Source organism: Kitasatospora sp. NEAU-CNBT7 (genome assembly GCF_057220535.1).
In genome coordinates, this window is record NZ_JBXQQB010000017.1 from 135,273 (window position 1) to 153,378 (window position 18,106).

18 protein-coding genes and 1 tRNA gene are annotated in these 18,106 nt (G+C 74.8%); 8 read left to right on the forward strand and 11 right to left on the reverse strand.

Annotation, left to right across the window (positions count from 1 at the left end):
• Positions 1–24: 24 nt before the first annotated feature.
• Positions 25–705 (reverse strand): hypothetical protein, encoded by a 681-nt coding sequence (locus tag AC2TEW_RS22475; RefSeq protein WP_484625122.1) that lies wholly within the window; start codon positions 703–705, stop codon positions 25–27.
• A 335-nt stretch (positions 706–1,040) separates the two neighbouring features.
• Between AC2TEW_RS22475 and AC2TEW_RS22480 the strand changes: the two genes are divergently transcribed.
• On the forward strand, positions 1,041–1,493 hold the full coding sequence (locus AC2TEW_RS22480; RefSeq protein WP_484625123.1) for an Rv1352/Rv1906c domain-containing protein: 453 nt from the start codon (positions 1,041–1,043) through the stop codon (positions 1,491–1,493).
• 91 nt (positions 1,494–1,584) lie between these two features.
• Here AC2TEW_RS22480 and AC2TEW_RS22485 read toward each other — a convergent pair whose 3' ends face one another.
• Positions 1,585–2,145 carry a MarR family winged helix-turn-helix transcriptional regulator gene (locus AC2TEW_RS22485; protein WP_033822500.1) on the reverse strand — a complete coding sequence of 187 codons (561 nt, stop codon included), beginning with the start codon at positions 2,143–2,145 and terminating at the stop codon, positions 1,585–1,587.
• A gap of 160 nt (positions 2,146–2,305) precedes the next feature.
• On the opposite strand from AC2TEW_RS22485, the gene AC2TEW_RS22490 reads away from it, so the two are divergent.
• Together AC2TEW_RS22490 and AC2TEW_RS22495 are read left to right on the forward strand one after the other, a co-directional pair.
• Complete coding sequence (locus tag AC2TEW_RS22490; RefSeq protein WP_484625124.1) at positions 2,306–3,601, forward strand: MFS transporter; 1,296 nt, start codon at positions 2,306–2,308, stop codon at positions 3,599–3,601.
• A 123-nt stretch (positions 3,602–3,724) separates the two neighbouring features.
• Positions 3,725–5,107 carry an FAD-binding oxidoreductase gene (locus AC2TEW_RS22495; protein ID WP_484625125.1) on the forward strand — a complete coding sequence of 461 codons (1,383 nt, stop codon included), beginning with the start codon at positions 3,725–3,727 and terminating at the stop codon, positions 5,105–5,107.
• A gap of 208 nt (positions 5,108–5,315) precedes the next feature.
• Here AC2TEW_RS22495 and AC2TEW_RS22500 read toward each other — a convergent pair whose 3' ends face one another.
• Positions 5,316–6,374 (reverse strand): DNA polymerase III subunit beta family protein, encoded by a 1,059-nt coding sequence (locus tag AC2TEW_RS22500; protein ID WP_484625126.1) that lies wholly within the window; start codon positions 6,372–6,374, stop codon positions 5,316–5,318.
• A 124-nt stretch (positions 6,375–6,498) separates the two neighbouring features.
• A tRNA-Met gene (locus AC2TEW_RS22505) sits at positions 6,499–6,572 on the reverse strand.
• 176 nt (positions 6,573–6,748) lie between these two features.
• Here AC2TEW_RS22505 and AC2TEW_RS22510 point away from each other — a divergent pair.
• The 3 genes from AC2TEW_RS22510 (at position 6,749) to AC2TEW_RS22520 (ending at position 9,928) form a co-directional block, all read left to right on the forward strand.
• On the forward strand, positions 6,749–8,362 hold the full coding sequence (locus AC2TEW_RS22510) for a dolichyl-phosphate-mannose--protein mannosyltransferase (protein WP_484625127.1): 1,614 nt from the start codon (positions 6,749–6,751) through the stop codon (positions 8,360–8,362).
• 3 nt (positions 8,363–8,365) lie between these two features.
• Complete coding sequence (locus tag AC2TEW_RS22515) at positions 8,366–9,133, forward strand: ABC transporter permease (RefSeq protein WP_484625128.1); 768 nt, start codon at positions 8,366–8,368, stop codon at positions 9,131–9,133.
• A gap of 210 nt (positions 9,134–9,343) precedes the next feature.
• Positions 9,344–9,928 carry a TMEM165/GDT1 family protein gene (locus tag AC2TEW_RS22520; protein ID WP_484625129.1) on the forward strand — a complete coding sequence of 195 codons (585 nt, stop codon included), beginning with the start codon at positions 9,344–9,346 and terminating at the stop codon, positions 9,926–9,928.
• 50 nt (positions 9,929–9,978) lie between these two features.
• Here AC2TEW_RS22520 and AC2TEW_RS22525 read toward each other — a convergent pair whose 3' ends face one another.
• From AC2TEW_RS22525 to AC2TEW_RS22535, 3 genes are all read right to left on the reverse strand, one after another.
• A complete protein-coding gene (locus tag AC2TEW_RS22525) occupies positions 9,979–11,055 on the reverse strand; it encodes a peptidoglycan-binding domain-containing protein (protein ID WP_484625130.1) in 1,077 nt (358 codons plus the stop codon).
• Between the two features lie 146 nt (positions 11,056–11,201).
• On the reverse strand, positions 11,202–12,011 hold the full coding sequence (locus AC2TEW_RS22530; RefSeq protein ID WP_484625131.1) for a hypothetical protein: 810 nt from the start codon (positions 12,009–12,011) through the stop codon (positions 11,202–11,204).
• A gap of 60 nt (positions 12,012–12,071) precedes the next feature.
• On the reverse strand, positions 12,072–13,001 hold the full coding sequence (locus tag AC2TEW_RS22535; RefSeq protein ID WP_484625132.1) for an AraC family transcriptional regulator: 930 nt from the start codon (positions 12,999–13,001) through the stop codon (positions 12,072–12,074).
• Positions 13,002–13,095: 94 nt separating this feature from the next.
• Here AC2TEW_RS22535 and AC2TEW_RS22540 point away from each other — a divergent pair, with 94 nt between their 5' ends.
• The gene (locus AC2TEW_RS22540; RefSeq protein ID WP_484625133.1) at positions 13,096–13,587 is read left to right on the forward strand and encodes an anthrone oxygenase family protein; all 492 of its coding nucleotides are present in this window, start codon (positions 13,096–13,098) and stop codon (positions 13,585–13,587) included.
• Positions 13,588–13,652: 65 nt separating this feature from the next.
• On the opposite strand, the gene AC2TEW_RS22545 is transcribed toward AC2TEW_RS22540, so the two are convergent.
• Positions 13,653–13,967, reverse strand: coding sequence for a DUF2087 domain-containing protein (locus tag AC2TEW_RS22545; protein ID WP_484625134.1), 315 nt, complete (start codon positions 13,965–13,967; stop codon positions 13,653–13,655).
• 122 nt (positions 13,968–14,089) lie between these two features.
• Here AC2TEW_RS22545 and AC2TEW_RS22550 point away from each other — a divergent pair, with 122 nt between their 5' ends.
• A complete protein-coding gene (locus tag AC2TEW_RS22550) occupies positions 14,090–14,422 on the forward strand; it encodes an antibiotic biosynthesis monooxygenase family protein (RefSeq protein ID WP_484625135.1) in 333 nt (110 codons plus the stop codon).
• A gap of 46 nt (positions 14,423–14,468) precedes the next feature.
• Here the strand turns inward: AC2TEW_RS22550 and AC2TEW_RS22555 are convergent, their stop codons facing one another.
• The 3 genes from AC2TEW_RS22555 to AC2TEW_RS22565 are packed head-to-tail and all read right to left on the reverse strand — an operon-like array spanning position 14,469 to position 18,093.
• Entirely contained in the window at positions 14,469–15,380 is a 912-nt protein-coding gene (locus AC2TEW_RS22555) for an ECF transporter S component (protein WP_484625136.1), read from the reverse strand.
• Positions 15,377–16,987, reverse strand: a complete 1,611-nt coding sequence (locus AC2TEW_RS22560; protein ID WP_484625137.1) for an ABC transporter ATP-binding protein — start codon at positions 16,985–16,987, stop codon at positions 15,377–15,379. Before AC2TEW_RS22560 ends, AC2TEW_RS22555 begins: the two co-directional genes overlap by 4 nt.
• Positions 16,984–18,093 (reverse strand): CbiQ family ECF transporter T component, encoded by a 1,110-nt coding sequence (locus tag AC2TEW_RS22565; RefSeq protein WP_484625138.1) that lies wholly within the window; start codon positions 18,091–18,093, stop codon positions 16,984–16,986. The genes AC2TEW_RS22560 and AC2TEW_RS22565 overlap by 4 nt, the downstream gene beginning before the upstream one ends.
• Positions 18,094–18,106 lie beyond the last annotated feature (13 nt).

Genomic DNA, 18,106 nt, shown 5'->3' on the forward strand with positions numbered 1-18,106 from the left:
TGACAGCGGCGGGGCGCAGCCCGTTCACGGGCACTTCTCCTCGAACTTGACCACGCCGAGCGACACCGGCTGCCCGTTCAGGTCGGTACCCGGCTTCGGGTCCTGCGTGCACACCTGCCAGTTCGATTCGACCAGCACCATGCGACTGTCCTTCAGGTCCTTCACCTGGAGGGAGGTCGACCGGTCGAGGACGTTTCGCACCGCGGCTGCGGACTTGCCCCTGAAGTCCGGCGTGGTCGTTCCGGCCTTCGGTGTCTGGGCACCCTGATCCTGTGTCGGGCACTGTTCGTCGAGCTTCACCGCACCCATGTCGACGGTCGCACTGCTGGACTGCTGGCCGGCCGGGGGTGACTGGGTGCACACTTTCCAGTCCCGGTCCAGGATCTGCATGCGGCCGCGGCCGAGAGCGTCGTGACTGGTCATCGTGGAGAATCCGGCCGCCTGCGCCCTGTCCTGCGCGGACTGCAGGCCCATACCGACGAAGTTCGGCAGGTCTGCGGTCCGCGTGTTCGCCGGAGCGGAGGTGGCCGCGGCCGGGGAGGCAGACGCTGCCGCCTCGGGCGGGGGCGCTGTCGCGGCCTGCGCCCCCGCCGGCGTGGCGGCCGGCTGCCGCCCGGGCCCTCCGGCGAGGCCTGCGGCGATCACGATCACGGTCGCGCCGACGCCGGCGGAGATCACCTTGTGTGCCTTCACCCAGTCGGCCAACGAGGGCTTCTGCGGAGGTGGGGTGCCCCACTGGGGTGGCTGGGGGGTGAAGAAGCGTTGCTGACGCACGGACGGCTCCCTGCAGGTGCGGTGACCCGGACACGCTCGCAGGATGCGTGTTCGCGCGGTGGGGGAGTTGCGAAGTCGTTACGGGAGGTGCTCTGGTGATTACTGCTTGTCAGTGGCTCGGCTAGGGGCCTCTTACCGCCTCGGCGGCGAGTTCGGCGTTCGACCCGATCTGATGGGCGAATCACAGCTCGGCAACGCGACTGCGCGCCGCCCTGATGCCTCGGTACGGTCCAGCCCTCACGACGACTGCCCCGGGGGCCTTCTGTATGCGCGGCACCACTCTGATCGCCATTGCTCTGCTCGTCGGGGCGACCGCCTGTTCGAGCAGCGGCAGCGCTGCTGTCGCCGGTGCGTCGCCCAGACCGCAACCCACCCTGACCATCCACGTACCCGCCCCGGCCGTGACGGTCACAGCGACAGCCACCATCACCGTGACCGCGGCGCCCGAAGACGGCGAGACTCCCGCTGTCGAGCCCGACGGTCAGATCGCCGGCAGCGGGACCTATCAGGTCGGCGTCGACATCCAGCCGGGTACCTACAAGACACGTGGTCCCGGCAGCCTCGGTCTGTGCTACTGGGAGCGAGCCAGCAGCAGCGACGGCGGCTTCGAGTCGATCCTCGCCAACGACAACCTCACCGGCCAGGGGGTGGTCACGATCAAGAAGACCGACGCCGTGTTCAAGACGCAGGGCTGTCAGGCCTGGGTGAAGACCGGCTGACCCCGGCGCGCCCGTGCCGCATCGGGGTCACGGAACGGGCGCATGGCCCGGCTTCCGGGCGAACGGCCAGATTGCCCGCGTCTGCGTGGGGTCAGTCCAGGTCCTCGGTGCGGCCGAGGGCGTCCGGCTGGGTCACCTCGATGCGGCGGAGCATCCGGCCGAGCATGGCGGACAGGGCGGGGCGCTCCTCGGGGGTGATGTCCTGGAGCAGGTCGGCCTCGAAGACGGCGGCCATCCGCATGAGCTCGAGCCACTTGTCGCGGCCGTCCTCGGTCAGCTCGATGATCACCCGGACCCGGTTGGTCTCGTCCCGGTCGCGGGTGACCAGGCCGTCGGTGACCATGCGGTCGATCCGGTGGGTCATCGCGGCCGGGGTGAGCCCCAGCCGCTTGGCCAGCTCACCGGGTCCGAGCCGGTACGGGCTGCCGGAGATGACCAGCGCCTTGAGCACCTCCCACTCGGCGGACGTGATTCCGAGCACAGCCAGCTGCCGGCTGTAGGCCACGTTCATCCTGCGGGCGAGCCGGGAGAGGGTGGACACGATGGTCTCCACCTGGGGGTCCACGGTCGGGAATTCCCGCTGGTAGACGGCCACCTGCTCGGCGATGCCCAGCTCGCCGTCGTCCGGCGGCGCGGGTCTGCGTGCGCTCATGCGGACCATTGTCCCACGCAACCCTGCAGTCGTTAAGCCTTTGACGTCTCAACCTTTCGATGCTTAGAGTTCAGGCCTAAAGTTTAGCTCTTAAATCTTCCGGCCTAAACACGACAGGTCCGAAGTCTCAAGCGAAGGGGTGTGCACGGTGACCGGCACGGTGAAGCAGCAGAGGCAGCAGCGGTACGGGGCGGGCGGCCCGCTGCGCCGCGTCCAGATCGGCAACGCGCTCAGTGCGTTCGGCAGCGGCTTCACGATGCCGTACATGTTCGTCTACGTGGACCAGGTGCGCGGGCTCGGCTCGCTCGCCGCGGGGATGGTGTTCACCCTCTTCGCGCTGGCCGCGCTGGCCGTCCTGCCGTTCACCGGCCGCGGCATCGACCGGTACGGGCCGCGCCCGGTGCTGCTGGCCGGTGCCGCGCTGGCCGCCGTCGGCGCCTTCTCGTTCGGGCAGGCCACCACCACGCCGACCCTGCTGGTGGCGTCCTTCCTGTTCGGCGCCGGTGTCACCACCTGCCAGCCGGCCCTCGCCACCATGATCGTGCGCAGCTCGGCCAAGGCCGACCGGGCCCGGGCGTTCGCGCTCCAGTTCACCCTGGTCAACCTGGGCATGGGCATCGGCGCGCTGGTCGGCGGGCAGATCGTGGACGTCGCCGACCCGGCCAGCCTGACCCGGCTGTTCACCATCGAGGCGCTCACCTTCCTGGGCCTGGCCGCCGTCACCGGCACCGCCCGGATCCCGGCCGCCGCCGCAGAGGAGAGCGGGCCGGTCCGCCGGGACGCGCCCACCGGCCTGCGCGCGCTGGTCCGGGACAAGGCGATGCTGCGGCTGTGCCTGCTGGCCGGGCTGATCTTCTTCACCTGCTACGGGCAGTTCGAGTCCGGTGTGGCGGCCTTCGCCACCGACACCGTCGGCACCGCGCCGTCCACCCTGGGCGTGGCGATCGGTGCCAACGCGCTGACCATCGTGGTGCTGCAGATGTTCGTGGTGCGGATCACCGAGCGCCGCCGCCGCACCACCGCGATGGCCGCGGCCGGCGTGGTCTGGCTGGCCGCCTGGGCGATGGCCCTGGTGGCCGGGCTGATCCGGACCGAGGCGGCGGCCGCCACGGTGGCCATCGTCGCCATCTACGCGCTGTTCGGCGTCGGCGAGTCGCTGCTGGCGCCGACCCTCGGCCCGATCGTCGCCGACCTGGCCCCGAGCCGGCTGCTCGGCACCTACAACGCCGGGTACGCGCTGGTGAAGCAGATCGCCGTCGCGGTCGGCCCCGCGGTCGGCGTGCTGCTGGTCGGCTCCGGGACCTGGCCGCTGTACCTGGCCGCGATGGCCGCCTGCACCCTGCTGATCGTCGCGCTGTCGGTCCGGCTGCGCGGGCACCTCACCCCGGCCCAGGACAACGTCCGGGTCCTGACGGTCGCTCAGCAGCCGGTCCGGGAGCTGCAGACCGCCGCCTGACCGGGGCCGCGGACGCCCGTCCCGGCCGGATCCGGGGCCGCACCCGCTCCGGGTGCGGCCCCTCCCGGGACGGGACTACGCTCGGTAACGTCGGAGTGGTCCCCGTCCGGAGAGGGGCGAAGCATGACTTCCGACGTGCTCGACTCCGGTGGCCCGGCCGCCCTGCGGTCCGGACTGCTCGGGGACGTGATCGGGCCCGGCGACAGCGGCTACGACGAGGCGCGGGCCGTCTTCAACGGCATGGTCGACCGCAGACCGGCGGTGATCGCGCAGTGCGCGAACCCCCGTGACGTCGCCTCGGCCGTGGCCTTCGCCCGTTCGCACGGGCTCGAGCTGTCGGTCCGCGGCGGCGGCCACGGGGTGACCGGTGCCGCCGTCGCCGAGGGCGGGCTGGTGGTCGACCTGCGCCGGATGAACGCCGTCCAGGTCGACCCGCGGGCCGGCACCGCCCGGGTCGGCGGCGGGGCCACCATGGCCGACCTCGACCGGGCCACCCAGCCGTACGGCCTCGCCACCACCGGCGGCCGCGCCTCCACCACCGGCGTCGGCGGCCTCACCCTGGGGGGCGGCTCCGGCTGGCTGGAACGCAGGTTCGGGCTGATGTGCGACAACCTGCTCTCGGCCGACCTGGTCACCGCGGACAGCCGCCGGGTCCGTGCCGACGAACAGCAGCACCCCGAGCTGTTCTGGGCCCTGCACGGCGGCGGCGGGAACTTCGGCGTGGTCACCTCGTTCACCTTCGGGCTGCACCCGCTGCCCGCCTTCGCCATCGCCCTGCTGCTGTGGCCCGCCGAGGCCGGGCCCGAGGTGGTGCGCCGCTACCGCGACTACCTGGACGACGCCCCGGACGAGGTCGGCGGCGCCCTGCTCTACCTCACCGCGCCACCGGAGCCCTTCGTCCCGTCCGACCTGGTCGGCCGGCTCGCCGTCGGCGTCCTGCTCACCTACACCGGCGGCCTCGGCCAGGCCGAGCCGGTGTTCGAACCGCTGCTCGGGCTCGGCCACCGGGCCGAAGTGATCGCCGAGCTGCCGTACGCGGACGTCCAGTGCATGCTCGACGACCCCCCGGGGTACCGGAACTACTGGTCGGCGGAGTACCTGGCAGGCTTCCCCGACCAGGCGGCGGACCTGTTCTGCGCGCGAGCGCGGGACATGGTCACGCCGTCGCCGTCCCAGCACGTGCTGTTCCCGCTCGGCGGGGCGGTGGCCGCAGGCCGCGACGACTTCCCGGTGCCGTGGCGCTCCGCGCCCTGGGCGGTCCACCCCTTCGGCCTGTGGGAGGACCCGGCCGACGACGAGCGCGGCCGGGCCTGGGCCCGCGCGGTGTGCACGGACCTCAGGCCCTGGTCGGTCGGCGCGGTCTACCTCAACTTCATCGGGGACGAGGGCGAGGAGCGCCGACGCGCGGGGCTCGGCGAGCGCAACGCCCGCAGGCTGGCGGCGGTCAAGGGCGAGTACGACCCGGACAACGCCTTCCACCTCAACCACAACATCGTCCCGGCCTGACGCGGGTGGGGGCGGGACCGCGAGGGGGCGTGGGGCGGTGCCGGGGCGGGGGTGCCTTCCGGCCTGACGCGGGCGGGGGTGGGACCGCGAGGGGCGTGGGTGTTGTTGGGCGGATGGCGGGGGTGCCTTCCGGCCTGAAGCGGGTGGGGACGGGACTGCAAGGGGCGGCCGGCGGTGCCGGGGGCCGAGGGGCCCCCGGGTCGGGGGGTCAGGGGGCGGTCGGCATCAGGAGTGAGAAGGTGCCCTCGCGGTCCGCGAAGCGGATCGCGAGGGGTGCGATCGGGCCGCCGAACTCGAGTACCAGCTGTCCGGGGCCGCCCGCCGCCACCGCCTCGAGCAGGAAATCGCGGTTGACCAGCACCCGCAGGTCCCCCGCCGCGGCCCCGCCCGGGTCCGCGGCCACGCTCAGCGCACCCCCGGCGTCCACCGCCAGCACCGACACCGGGTAGTCCGCGCCGTCCTGGCCGCGCCGGGCCGCCCGTACCGGCCCCTCGGCCAGCGCCCGGCGCAGCCGGTCCGCGTCCGTCGCGACCCGGTGGGTCGTCTCCAGCCGCACCAGCGCCCGGTAGTCCGGGTAGTCCTGGTCGATCCGCGCCCCGCCCGCCGAGCGGCCGTCCACCGTGACGGTCAGCTGCTCGCCGTCCAGCACCAGCCCGGCCGGCCCGGCGGAGCCCTCGAGCAGGGCGCGCACCTCGTCGGCCAGTGCCGTCGGCACGATCACGCTCAGCTCCGGCCCGTCCTGCCCGGCCACCGGGGCCTGCGACAGCGCCAGCCGGTAGCGGTCGGTGGCGACCAGGCGCAGCACCCCGCCGGCGGTCTCGAACAGCACCCCGGCGACCGCCGGGTGCTCCCGGCCCGCCGCGGCGGCGAAGCGTACGGCGTCCAGCGCGGCCGCCAGCGCGGCGGCGGGTACGGTCAGGCGGATCTGTCCCACGGGTGTCTCCCTCAGCTCGATCAGGGTCCGGACCGCGGAGAGTTCACGGCGGGCGTCCGCCAGGCCGTCCTCGAGCCTGCGCAGGTGGGCCTCGACGGCCTGTCCGGCCGCCTCCGGCCCGCCGTCCAGCACCCGCCGGACGTCGGCCAGCGGCATCCCGACCCGGCGCAGCCGGGCCAGCAGCCGGGCGTCGGGCAGTTGCTGCGGCGCGTACCAGCGGTAGCCCGTGCGCGGGTCCACCCGGGCCGGGCAGAGCACCCCGGCGCCGTCGTAGAACCGCAGCGCGCTGACGCTCAGCCCGCTGTCCCGGGCCATCTCACCGATACTGCGCATGCCGCTCTCCACACCGGGAACCCTGGGCCCTCGACCAGGTCGAGGGTCAAGCCGCGCCGGCCGCCCGGGCCGGGGAACGGCGAAGGCCCGGCAGACTGGTCTGCCGGGCCTTCGTGCTACTGAGTAGCGGGGACAGGATTTGAACCTGCGACCTCTGGGTTATGAGCCCAGCGAGCTACCGAGCTGCTCCACCCCGCGTCGGTGAACACGACCTTACGGCACGCGGCGCCCAAAGCGAAATCGCTTTCCCGCGCGCGGGCGGCGGATCACCGGGCCGCCCGCCCCCGGCGGGCTAGGATCACCCCGAGGCGACACAGTGTCAGGCCCGGCCGGCGTCCCCGTCAGCCGGACCCACCGATCGAACCGGCGAGGTCATGGCGCACGCGGCAGTCACCGACACCCCTGCCCCCGTCCAGGCTCCCGCCCCGGCCCCGGGCGGGCCGGCCCCGTGGGCGGTCCGGTACTCCGGCTGGCTCGGCCCGCTGGCGGTGGCGCTGTTCGCCGGGCTGCTGCGGTTCTGGAACCTCGGCAGGCCGAACGCCTTCGTCTTCGACGAGACCTACTACCCCAAGGACGCCTGGTCCCTGCTGCGGCAGGGCTACGAGGGCACCTGGCCCAAGGACGCCAACGACCTGATCCTCGGCGTGCCGCAGCGGATCCCGCTCTCCGCCGACCCGGAGTTCATCGCCCACCCGCCGCTCGGCAAGTGGGTCGTCTCGCTCGGCGAGTGGGTGTTCGGGCTGCACCCCTTCGGCTGGCGGGTCATGGTCGCGCTGCTCGGGACGGTCACCGTCCTGATGCTGGCCAGGATCGGCCGCCGGCTGTTCTCCTCCACCCTGCTCGGCTGTACCGCCGCGCTGCTGATGTCGGTGGACGGCCTGCAGTTCGTGCTCAGCCGGGTCGGGCTGCTGGACGGCGTGCAGATGTTCTTCGTGCTCGGCGCCTTCGGCTGCCTGCTGGTCGACCGGGACCGCACCCGGGAGCGGCTGCGCGCCGCCCGGGCCGAGGGCGGCCGGGCCGGCGACCAGGTCCGGCACGGCCTGCGGCCCTGGCGGCTGGGCGCCGGTGTGCTGCTCGGCTGCACCTGCGCGGTGAAGTGGAACGGCCTGTACATCGTGCTGGCGTTCACCGTGCTCACCCTGCTGTGGGACCAGGCGGGCCGCCGCCGGGCCGGGGCGTACCGCCCCTGGCGCTCGATGCTGCGCCGGGACGCGCCGTGGGGGTTGCTCTCCGCGGTCGGTGCCGCGCTGGTGGTCTACCTGGCGAGCTGGACCGGCTGGTTCGCCACCGGCGGCGGCTACGACCGGCACTGGGCGGACGGCCGGGCCGGTCTGTCGATGCCCCGCACCCCGGTCGTCGACATCCCGCTGCCGCAGATCCCGATGACCTGGGTGCCCGCGCCGCTGCGCAGCCTGTGGCACTACCACGCGCAGATGTACGACTTCAACACCGGCCTCTCCGACCCGCACTCCTACCAGTCCAACGCCTGGAGCTGGCTGGTCCAGGGCCGCCCGGTGTCGATGTACTGGCAGCAGCTCCCGCAGGGCCAGGGCGGCTGCACCGCGCCCGAGGGCTGCGCCAGCCAGATCCTCGGCCTCGGCACCCCGGTGCTGTGGTGGGCCGCCTGCTTCGCCCTGGTGTACGCGCTGTGGCGGTGGTTCTTCCGGCGGGACTGGCGCTCGGGCGCGGTGCTGGCCGCCGTCGCCGGCATCTACCTGCCGTGGTTCCAGTACCAGGCCCGCACCACCTTCTCGTTCTACATGGTGGTGCTGGTGCCGTTCCTGTGCCTGGCCGTGGCGCAGCTGCTGGGCGCGCTGCTCGGCCCGCCCGGTGCCTCGCCGGTGCGCCGCCGCTGGGGTGCGGCCGGCGCCGGGGCCGTCGTGCTGGCGGTCATGGCCTGCTTCCTGTTCTTCTACCCCCTGTACACGGCGGAGGTGATCCCCATGTCGGACTGGCGGGACCGGATGTGGTTCACCAGCTGGATCTGACCGGTGGCGGCACCGGCCCAGCTGCTACCGGTCACCCCGCTGCTCGGGGTGGTCTGCGCGGTCCTGCTGGCCGGGGCGGTGGCCGTCGCCGGATGGGGACGGCTCGGCCACGGCCGGGCGGTGCTGCGGGCCGGGCTGCGGGCGGCGCTCCAGCTCGGCGCGGTGGCCCTGGTGATCGCCTGGGTGGTGGGCTCGCTGTGGGCCACCGCCGCCTTCGTGCTGCTGATGCTCGGCGTCGCGGTGCGCACCGCGGGCCGGCGGATCACCGCGGGCCCGGACTGGGCGTGGGCGGCGGTACCGATCACCGCCGGGGTGCTGCCCGTCCTGGTGCTGCTGCTCGGCACCGGGCTGCTGCCGCACCGGGGCCTGGCGGTGGTCCCGGTGGCGGGCATCCTGATCGGCGGCGCGCTGAGCGCCACCTCGCTGTCCGGCCGCCGGGCGATGGACGAGCTGCGCACCCGGCACGGCGAGGTGGAGGCGGCCCTCGCGCTGGGCTTCGAGGACCGGGACGCCCGGCTGGAGATCTGCCGGGCGGCCGCGGCGACCTCGCTGGTACCGGCGCTCGACCAGACCAGGACGGTCGGGCTGGTCACCCTGCCCGGCGCGTTCGTCGGGATGCTGCTGGGCGGCGCGACGCCGGTCCAGGCCGGGGCGGTGCAGCTGTTCGTGCTGGTCGCACTGCTCCTGGTGGAGTCGGTCGCGGTGGTCGCGGTGCTGGAACTGGTCGGGCGGGGCCGGCTCACCCCGGATCCGGTCGGGGCCGTGGGGTAGGCTGGGCGACTGTTGAAGGGGAGTAGCCCTCCACCGGAACGTCGACATACTGGCCCGCTCGCGGGCCCGGCGCCCGGGACACCCGCACTCCGGGGTGTTGGCGAGACCTTCGGCCGCAGTCCTGTGATCATTCCAGTGCTGTCGGGCCGAAGCGTCCCCTCGCGGAGCTCTCCGGCCGGGCAGCCCGACCGAGAGACGACCGACACCCCGATGAGTCTGACCGTTGCCGCCGTCACCTTCGGCATCATCTTCCTCGCCGAACTCCCCGACAAGACCGCGCTGGCCAGCCTGGTCCTCGGGACCAAGTACCGCGCCTCCTACGTCTTCGCGGGCATCGCCGCCGCCTTCGCCCTCCAGGTCGGCCTGGCGCTGGCCGCCGGCAGCCTGCTCGCCCTGCTCCCGCAGCGCTGGGTCGAGGGCGTCACCGGACTGCTCTTCCTGGCCGGCGCGGCGATGCTGCTGCGGCACAAGGACGAGGAGGACGACGGCCAGGAGGCCAGGCAGCCGTCCTCCGGCAGCTTCTGGAAGGTGGCCGGGGCGAGCTTCGCGGTGGTCGCGGTCGCCGAGTTCGGCGACCTCACCCAGATCATGACCGCCAACCTGGCCGCCAAGTACGCCGACCCGCTGTCCGTCGGCCTCGGTGCCTGGCTCGCGCTGTGCGCCGTCAGCGGCATCGCCATCCTGGGCGGGCAGAAGCTGCTGAAGCACGTCCCGATGCGGGTGATCATCCGGGTGGCGGCCGGTGTGATGCTGCTGATGGGCGCGTTCAGCCTGGTCAGGGCCGTGGTCGGCTGACCCTTGCCGCGCCCCCGCCGGGGCCCGCCCCGGCGGCCCGGCGGGCCGGATCAGCCCATCGCCTCCAGCTGACCGCGGGTCACCGGGCCGTACTTGCCGCGCTCATTCGACGGGATGTTCTGCCCGTACACGGACTGGAAGTAGCTGACGGCCTGCTTGGTGCGGCCGTCGAAGGTGCCGGTGACCAGCGAGTCGTCGTACGCCCAGTACAGGACGTCCGCCAGCCGCTGCTGCATGGCGCTGACGTCCGGGCCCTTGTCGCCCTGCTGCAGCATCGCCCGGACGGTGATGGTCGGGGTGGGCGCGCTCGGGCTCGGCGAGGCCGTCGGGGACGCGGGGGCGGTCGGGCTCGGCGGGACGCTCGGCGCGGTGGCGGACGGGCTGGCCGGCGGTTTGCTGGTGGCCGCCCTGGACGCACTCGCCGAGGGCGAGGCCTTCTGGCTGGGGGAGGCGCTCGGGGACGCCGAGGGGCTCGGGGTCACCGGGGGCGCGGCCTGTTCGGGGGAGGACGCGCTCGGCATCGGCAGCGCCTGGTCCGAGGACTTCCCGCCGTCCGAGGGGGCGAGCGCCATCGCCAGCCCGGCGCCCAGCGCCACGATGCCCAGCCCCGCACCGACCACCACGGCCCGGCGGCGGCCCGCGGTGCCCCGCCGGCCGCCCGGCGCGGACACCCCGGCGGGGGCGAGGACCTGGTACGAGCCGAGGTCGGACCGGCCGGTCCGGTCCTGCTGCGGCTGCCCGAACCGGTGGACGGGCTCCGGCCCGGCGGGCGGCGCCGACGGGACCGGCGGCAGCAGCGCCGTCTCCTGGTTCCCGCCGTACCGGTACGGGTCCTGCTGCGCCGGCATCCGGGTGGGCGGCTGCGCCTGAGCGTGCGGCTGAGTGTGCTCGCGGGCCTGAGCCGGGTGCCCGGGGCCGCCCGGGGCCGGGGCCTGCGGCAGCAGTTCGGTGGCGAACGGGTCGGCCGCCGCCGGTGGTTCGTGGCCGACCGCCGCCGGAACGTACGGCCGCACCAGCGGCGGGCCCTCGATGTGCGGGAGCACCACGGTCTCCTCGACCGGGGAGGCGCATGCGCAGCCGCCTGCGGTACGGGGCGCTCCGCACCGGTGGCAGTGCTCTGCCGGCATGGGCCGGTCCTCCTCGGGTCGGGTGTGAACGGGCCCGATTATGCAGGAGGTTGCCGGGTGTGGACAGGCTCGTTCGCCCGCTCCGGCGGTCATTGTCCCGGTTGATGACGATACGAACGTTGTGAACGATCGGTGTCGATCCGGTGTCAGGCGGAGTCCGTCGAGGGGAGCTTCGAGGGGTCCAGCACCAGCTCGGCCGGCGGCGCGGACGCCTCGACCGGCCGGTCGAAGCCGCCGAACCAGACCGTACCCGCGCCGTCGCCGGTCAGCGTCTCGATCTTCACCGGGTACGGCGTGCCCTCGGCGGCGACGTAGATGTCCGAGTCCACGGCGGCCGCACTGTGGTACTTGACGGTCTGCGCGCCGTCGATCCGGTCGGTGCCGCTCCGGGTGAGCACCCCGAGGTTCGAGGACAGGCCGCCGTACTGCGCCAGCAGCCGGTCCAGGTCGCACAGCGGGGCGAAGGCGGGCCAGAGCTCCCGGTCGCCCGGCGGGACGGCCAGGTAGTGCCCGGCCACGCCGGGGGGCAGCGCCCGGCCGCCCGCTCCGCCGCCGAGCGCCGGCAGGGACCCGCTGTCCGGCTTGATCCAGCGGCGGTCACCGAGCGCCAGGAACTCGTAGGTGCCGGAGCCCGACACGCTGGTGCGCCCGGCGCACGCGCCGTGGCGGTCCAGCGAGACCCGGATCTCGACGTCCCGGCCCCTGGCCTTCCCCAGGTACGTCACGGTCAGCGACTGCGCCGCCCGCAGGGCCTCCGCGGCCCGGTCGACGCTCTCGTACGGCGACAGCGCCGTGGCGGTGGCCGACGGGTCCGGCGCCCGGTGACCGCCGCCGCAGCCGGACAGCGTGAGCGCCAGGACCGAGCAGGCCGCGGCCGCCCCGGCCGCCGCGCGCCGTCCCGTGCCCGGGCGCCGTCCCGTACCCGTGCGCGGCCCCTTGTCCGTGCGCGCCCCCATGACATCCCCCCGGACGGTGTCGATCTCCGCCGGAGGCTAGCAGCCTGGTCCGACGGTCCGTCAGCCGGCCCTGAACTGCTGCGGGCTGACGCCGTTCACCCGCTTGAAGGCGGCGCTCAGCGCGAACGCACTGCCGTAGCCGACCCGCCGGGCGACCGCCGCCAGGGTGGCGTCCGGCTCCCGCAGCAGGTCCGCGGCGAGGGCGAGCCGCAGACCGGTCAGGTACGCCATCGGCGGCTCGCCCACCAGCTCCGCGAACCGCCGGGCCAGCGCGGCCCGGGAGACCCCGGCGGCACCGGCCAGAGCGGCCACCGTCCAGCCGGCGGCCGGATCGGTGTGCAGCAGCTCCAGCGCCCGGCCGACCACCGGGTCGCCCTGCGCCCGGTACCAGCCGGGGGCCCGTGCCTCGGGACGGGCGAACCAGGCCCGCAGCGCGGAGCTCAGCAGCAGGTCGAGCAGCCGGTCGAGCACCACGTCCTGGCCGGGCCCGTCCCGGCCGATCTCCTCCTCCAGCAGCGGCACCAGTGGCGAGGACCACTGCGCGCGGTCCAGCACCAGCAACTGGGGGAGGGCCCGCAGCAGCCGTCCGCTCACCTCACCGCGCAGCTGGTACGTGCCGCTCAGCAGCACCGTCGACCCGCCCGGGCCGTCGCCCCAGGCCCGGACCCCGAGGTCCATGTCCGCACACAGCTCCACCCCCTCCGGGGTGGTCGAGCGCTGACCCGGGTGGATCACCACCCGCGGCGCGCGGTCCGGCCGGTCCGCCACGGTGTACGGCTGCGGGCCGCGCGCGATGGCCAGGTCACCGGGGTGCAGTTCGACGGCCGGGCCCGTGTCGGGCACCACCCAGACCTCGCCGCGCACCGGCGTCAGTACGGTCAGCGGCGCCTCGTCCTCGATCCGCACCGACCACGGCGGATCGAACACGGACCGCAACAGGAAGGCGCCCTGGGCCCGCGGCCCCGCGAGCAGAGCGGCGAGTGCGTCCACGGGGCCCAGCTTAGGACCGGCCTGGACGCGCACGCATGCGGCCGAGCGTTCCGGCCATGGCCGCCCCGGTGGCCCCGGCGGTTGACTTGCGGGCATGACGGTACTTCGAACGGCGACCCTGGTCGCGGCCACCGTGGCCACCGGGCTCAGCGCGGGACTCTTCTACAGCTACGCCTGCTCGGTCATGCCGGGCCTGGCACGGGCGGACGACCGGACCTTCGTCGAGGCGATGCAGCGGATCAACGTGGCCATCCTGAACGGCTGGTTCGCGCTGTCGTTCGCCGGCGCGATGGTGCTGCTGGTCGCCGCGGTGGTGCTGCAGTTCCGGGGCGGCGGCGGGCCGGCGCAGTGGTGGGTGCTGGCCGCGACGGTGCTCTACGCGGTGCTGCTGGTCGTCACGATGGCGGTCAACGTGCCCCTCAACAACCGGCTCGCGGCGGCCGGCGACCCGGGCGGCGGGATCGATCTCGCCGCCGTGCGGGCCGACTTCGAGCAGGTCTGGGTCCGCTGGAACGTGGTCCGCGCGCTGGCCGGCACCGCGGCGTTCGCGTGCCTGGCCCGGGCGTTGACGCTGACCGGGCGTTGACCCGAGCGGGCGTTGACCCGAGCGGGCCGCGGCTCCGCCGCCTGACCGCGGCCGGCTGCCCGGCCTCAGGCGGTCCGGCGGTAGCTGCTGCCGTCGCGCGGACGCTCCAGCCGGCCGTCCTCCACCAGGTAGCGGCGCAGCGCCGAGCAGTCGTCGTGCACCGTGCGCAGCGCCTCGTTGACCTCCTGCTCGGTGTACGAGCGGCCGGGCTCGAAGAGGGTCTCGGTGAGGTGGGCCAGCAGCTGCTCGCGCCGGGCGGCCCGGCGGGGGATCGCGGTCAGCCGGCCGTGCGAGAAGAGCGCGGCCACCGCGCCGGACGGCGGCGCGGACCGCTCGGACGGCTCGGGTCGGTCGGATCGCTCGGGTCGGTCCTCGGTCATGGGTGCTGCCTCCGGGTCGGTGGATCGCTGCCCCGGACGCTGCCATGCCGCACCCCCGCCGGTCACCCGATTTTGGCCCGGCGCCGCGCAGGCGGGCGCCGCGGGTGGGGCAGGATGGGGTCATGAGCATCGTGAAGATCAATGTGCTGACGGTCCCGGCGGAGATGCGGGAGACGCTGGAGAAGCGGTTCGCCGCGCGGGCCGGGGCGGTGGAGAACTCGGACGGGTTCGAGTGGTTCGAGCTGCTGCGGCCGGTGGAGGGCACCGAGCAGTACCTGGTCTACACCCGGTGGGCCAGCGAGGAGCACTTCAAGGCGTGGATGGAGGGGCCGATGCAGGCGGCGCACCGTCAGGGCCCGCCGTCCGGGGCGGACGAGGCGCCGAAGCGCCCGGCGGCCTCGGACTCGACGCTGTGGTCGTTCGAGGTGGTGCAGTCCGCGGGCCCGAAGGGCTGACCCGCGCTCCGACGCCCGGCCCCCGGCCCCCGGCCGGGGCCGGGCGTCAGCCGTTCTCGCGGAACTCGACCGGGGCGCCGAACGCCGCCCGGCGGGTGGCCCGCCGCAGGGCGCGCAGCACCGGGCCGCCGACGGTCAGGCACAGGACGGCGGTGAGGGCGGCGCGCGGCAGGTCCCAGCCGAGCGAGGTGGTGAGGCAGTACACCGCGAACCGGACCAGGTTGTCGGTGACCGGGTCGCCGGGGACGAAGGCGACGGAGCTGCCGAGGCCGGCGATGTAGGGCCAGCCCTGGAGGTTCATCACGGTCCCGTACGCGATCGAGGCGAGTGCCCCGTAGCAGGCGAGCATGGTGAGTTCGGCGCGTCCGCGCAGGGTGGCGGCGCCTGGCAGCAGGCCGGCGCCGAGGCTGACCCAGCCCATCGCGAGCATCTGGAACGGCAGCCAGGGCCCGACCCCGCCGGTCAGCAGCGCGGAGGCGAACAGCGTGACGGCGCCGAGCACGAAGCCGAATCCGGGCCCGAGCGCCCGTCCGGCCAGCACCATCAGGAAGAACATCGGTTCCAGGCCCGCGGTGCCCGCGCCGAGCGGCCGCAGCGCGGCCCCGGCGGCGGCCAGCACCCCGAGCAGCGCCACCGACTTGGCCTCCAGTCCGGGCCCGCCGCCGGCCTCCCGGCCCTCCGCGATCTGGGCCAGCACCACGCCCAGCAGCAGCGGCATCAGCAGTGCGAACAGCCAGGGCGCGTCGGTGGAGTGGCCGACCAGCGCGGAGTCGGTGGCAGCCAGCAGCGGCCAGCCGAAGCCGGCCACGCCGATCAGCGAGACCAGGCCGAGCACGGCCAGCGAGCGCCGGCCGAGCGGGACCGGGCGTCCCAGCAGCAGCCGGCGGTCGGCAGGAGCGGAACGGCCGGACGGTGCGGGGCGGTCGGCAGGTGCGGGGCGGCCGGACGGGCGGGTCACGAGGACGCCGCCAGGGCCGCGGTGACCTGGCCGACCGTCAGGAAGCCGGGCACCGCGAGCACCTTGGCGACCTGCGGGGCGAAGGTCGGCGAGGCGACCACCACCTCGGGCGTCGGTCCGTCCGCGACGATCTCGCCCTCGGCCAGCACCACCGTACGGTGGGCCAGTTCGGCCGCCAGTTCGACGTCGTGGGTGGCGAGCAGGACGGCGTGGCCGTCCGACGCGAGTTCGCGCACCACCTCGACCAGCCGGCCCTTGGCGGCGTAGTCCAGGCCGCGGGTGGGCTCGTCCAGCAGGATCACCGGCGGCCGGGCGGTGAGCACCACCGCCAGTGCGAGGGTGAGCCGCTGGCCCTCGGACAGGTCGCGCGGGTGCAGCGCGTCGTCGATGCCGGGCAGCAGCCGGGCGACCAGGGCGCGGCAGCTGCCGGGGGCGGCGTCCGCGTCCTGGTCGGCGGCGGCGCACTCGGCGCCGACGCTCTCGCCGAACAGCAGGTCGCGCGGGTCCTGCGGGACCAGCCCGATCCGTCGGACCAGCTGCTTGGGTGCGGTGCGGTGCGGTTCCAGGCCGCCGACCCGGACGGTGCCCGAGCCGGGCCGGTGCAGGCCGACCAGGCTGCCCAGCAGGGTGGACTTGCCGGCGCCGTTGCGGCCCATCAGCGCGGTGATCTCGCCGGGCCGCAGCGTGAGGTCGACGCCGCGCAGCGCCGCGACCGGCCCGCGCCGGACCGCCAGCCGGACGGTCTCGGCGACCGGTTCGCCGGTGGCGGGCGCTGTGGGGGCGGGGGAGTGGCCGGCCAGCCGGGTCCGCAGCGGGGCGGCCCTGCGGCGGGCGTCGCGGACCGACAGCGGCAGCGGCGACCAGCCGGCCGCCCGGCCGAGGGCGACCACCGGCGGGTGCACCGGTGAGTGGGTCATGATCTCGGCGGGCTCGCCGAGGACCGGCGGCTCGCCCCGGCCGGGCAGCAGCAGCACCTGGTCGGCGTACTGGACGACCCGCTCCAGCCGGTGTTCGGCCAGCAGCACCGTGGTGCCGAGGTCGTGCACCAGGCGCTGCAGCACGGCGAGCACCTCCTCGGCCGCGCCCGGGTCGAGCGCGGAGGTGGGCTCGTCCAGCACCAGCACCTTGGGGTGGACGGTCAGCACCGAGCCGATCGCCACCCGCTGCTGCTGGCCGCCGGAGAGCGAGCGCAGGGCGCGCCCGCGCAGCTCGGCCAGGCCCAGCAGGTCGAGGGTCTCCTCGACCCGGCGCCGCATCACGGCGGGGGCCAGGCCCAGCGACTCCATGCCGTAGGCGAGTTCGTCCTCGACGGTGTCGGTGACGAAGTGCGCGAGCGGGTCCTGGCCGACCGTGCCGACCAGGTCGGCGAGTTCACGCGGGCGGTGGTCGCGGGTGTCGCGGCCGTCGACGGTGACCCGGCCGGTCAGCTCGCCGCCGGTGAAGTGCGGGACGAGGCCGCTGACGGTGCCCAGCAGGGTGGACTTGCCGGAGCCGGACGGGCCGACCAGCAGGCACAGTTCGCCCTCGGGGACGGTCAGGTCGACCCCGTGCAGGGCGAATCCGGCGGAGTCGGCGTAGCGGACCGAGACCCGGTCGAAGGTGATCACTGGGTGCTCCGGGGCGGTTCGGGCGCGACGGCGGCGGGCAGCAGGCCGAGCAGGATCGCGGCGGCCGGCAGCAGGGGCAGGGTGGGGGCGGCGAGCGGGACCACGGACGGGGTGAACGCGTCCGGGTAGCGGCCGGAGAACCAGATCGTCAGCGCGGCGACGGCCGCCCCGCTCGCGCTGACCAGCCACTCCGGCGGCGCCCACGGGTCGGGCCGGTAGCGGGTGCGCACCGCCCGGCGGCTGCCCAGGGCCAGGCCCGCACCGGTGACGGCGAGCCCGAGCACCAGGACGGGGAACGCCCATCCGGCGCCGCCCGGGGCGAGCAGCCCGTAGCAGGCGCCGCAGACGCCGAGCAGGCCGAGCACGGTGAGCGCGGCGGTGGCCCGGGAGAGGTGGCGCGGGACGTCGGCGGTGCGGCCGAAACCCCGGGTGTCCATCGCGGCGGCCAGCGCGACGGACCGTTCCAGGGCGCCCTCCAGCACCGGCAGTCCGACGCTGAACACGGCCCGCACCCCCCGGTCGGCGCGCCCGCGCAGACGGCGGGCGGCGCGCAGCCGCTGGACGTCGGCGACCAGGTTCGGGGCGAAGGTCATCGCCACCACGACGGCCACCCCGGCCTCGTACAGCGCGCCGGGCAGGGAGCGCAGCAGCCGGGACGGGGAGGCCAGCGAGTTGGCCGCGCCGACGCAGATCAGCAGGGTGGCCAGCTTCAGGCCGTCGTAGAGGGCGAACAGCAGGCCCTCCAGGGTGACCGGCCCGCCGATCCGCACGCCGCGCGCCCAGTCGGGCAGGGGCAGTTGCGGGAGGGTGAAGAGCACGTGGCTGCCGGGGACGGGTGAGCCGAGCAGCACGGCGAACACCATCCGGATCGCGACCACCAGCAGGCCGAGCTTGAGGAACGCGCCGTACGAACGGGACCAGGGGGCGTCGCTGCGGCGGGCCGCCACCACGTACCCCGCCACGGCGACGATCAGCAGGAGCAGCAGCGGGTTGGTGGTCCGGGACGCGGCGGCGGCCAGGCCGAGGGCCCAGAGCCACCAGGCGCCGGGGTGGAGCAGGCGAGGGCCGATGGTGGAACGTGTTCCGGTTTTCGGGGTTCGGGGCACGGGGTGGGGATCC

Bases quoted from the DNA above. Each gene is read 5' to 3' on its own strand.
- AC2TEW_RS22520 (WP_484625129.1), top strand. From the start codon at position 9,344: ATGAGTCTGACCGTTGCCGCCGTCACCTTCGGCATCATCTTCCTCGCC.
- AC2TEW_RS22525 (WP_484625130.1), bottom strand. From the start codon at position 11,055: ATGCCGGCAGAGCACTGCCACCGGTGCGGAGCGCCCCGTACCGCAGGC.
- AC2TEW_RS22510 (WP_484625127.1), top strand. From the start codon at position 6,749: ATGGCGCACGCGGCAGTCACCGACACCCCTGCCCCCGTCCAGGCTCCC.
- AC2TEW_RS22530 (WP_484625131.1), bottom strand. From the start codon at position 12,011: ATGGGGGCGCGCACGGACAAGGGGCCGCGCACGGGTACGGGACGGCGC.
- AC2TEW_RS22485 (WP_033822500.1), bottom strand. From the start codon at position 2,145: ATGAGCGCACGCAGACCCGCGCCGCCGGACGACGGCGAGCTGGGCATC.
- AC2TEW_RS22540 (WP_484625133.1), top strand. From the start codon at position 13,096: ATGACGGTACTTCGAACGGCGACCCTGGTCGCGGCCACCGTGGCCACC.
- AC2TEW_RS22545 (WP_484625134.1), bottom strand. From the start codon at position 13,967: ATGACCGAGGACCGACCCGAGCGATCCGACCGACCCGAGCCGTCCGAG.
- AC2TEW_RS22480 (WP_484625123.1), top strand. From the start codon at position 1,041: ATGCGCGGCACCACTCTGATCGCCATTGCTCTGCTCGTCGGGGCGACC.
- AC2TEW_RS22500 (WP_484625126.1), bottom strand. From the start codon at position 6,374: ATGCGCAGTATCGGTGAGATGGCCCGGGACAGCGGGCTGAGCGTCAGC.
- AC2TEW_RS22495 (WP_484625125.1), top strand. From the start codon at position 3,725: ATGACTTCCGACGTGCTCGACTCCGGTGGCCCGGCCGCCCTGCGGTCC.
- AC2TEW_RS22550 (WP_484625135.1), top strand. From the start codon at position 14,090: ATGAGCATCGTGAAGATCAATGTGCTGACGGTCCCGGCGGAGATGCGG.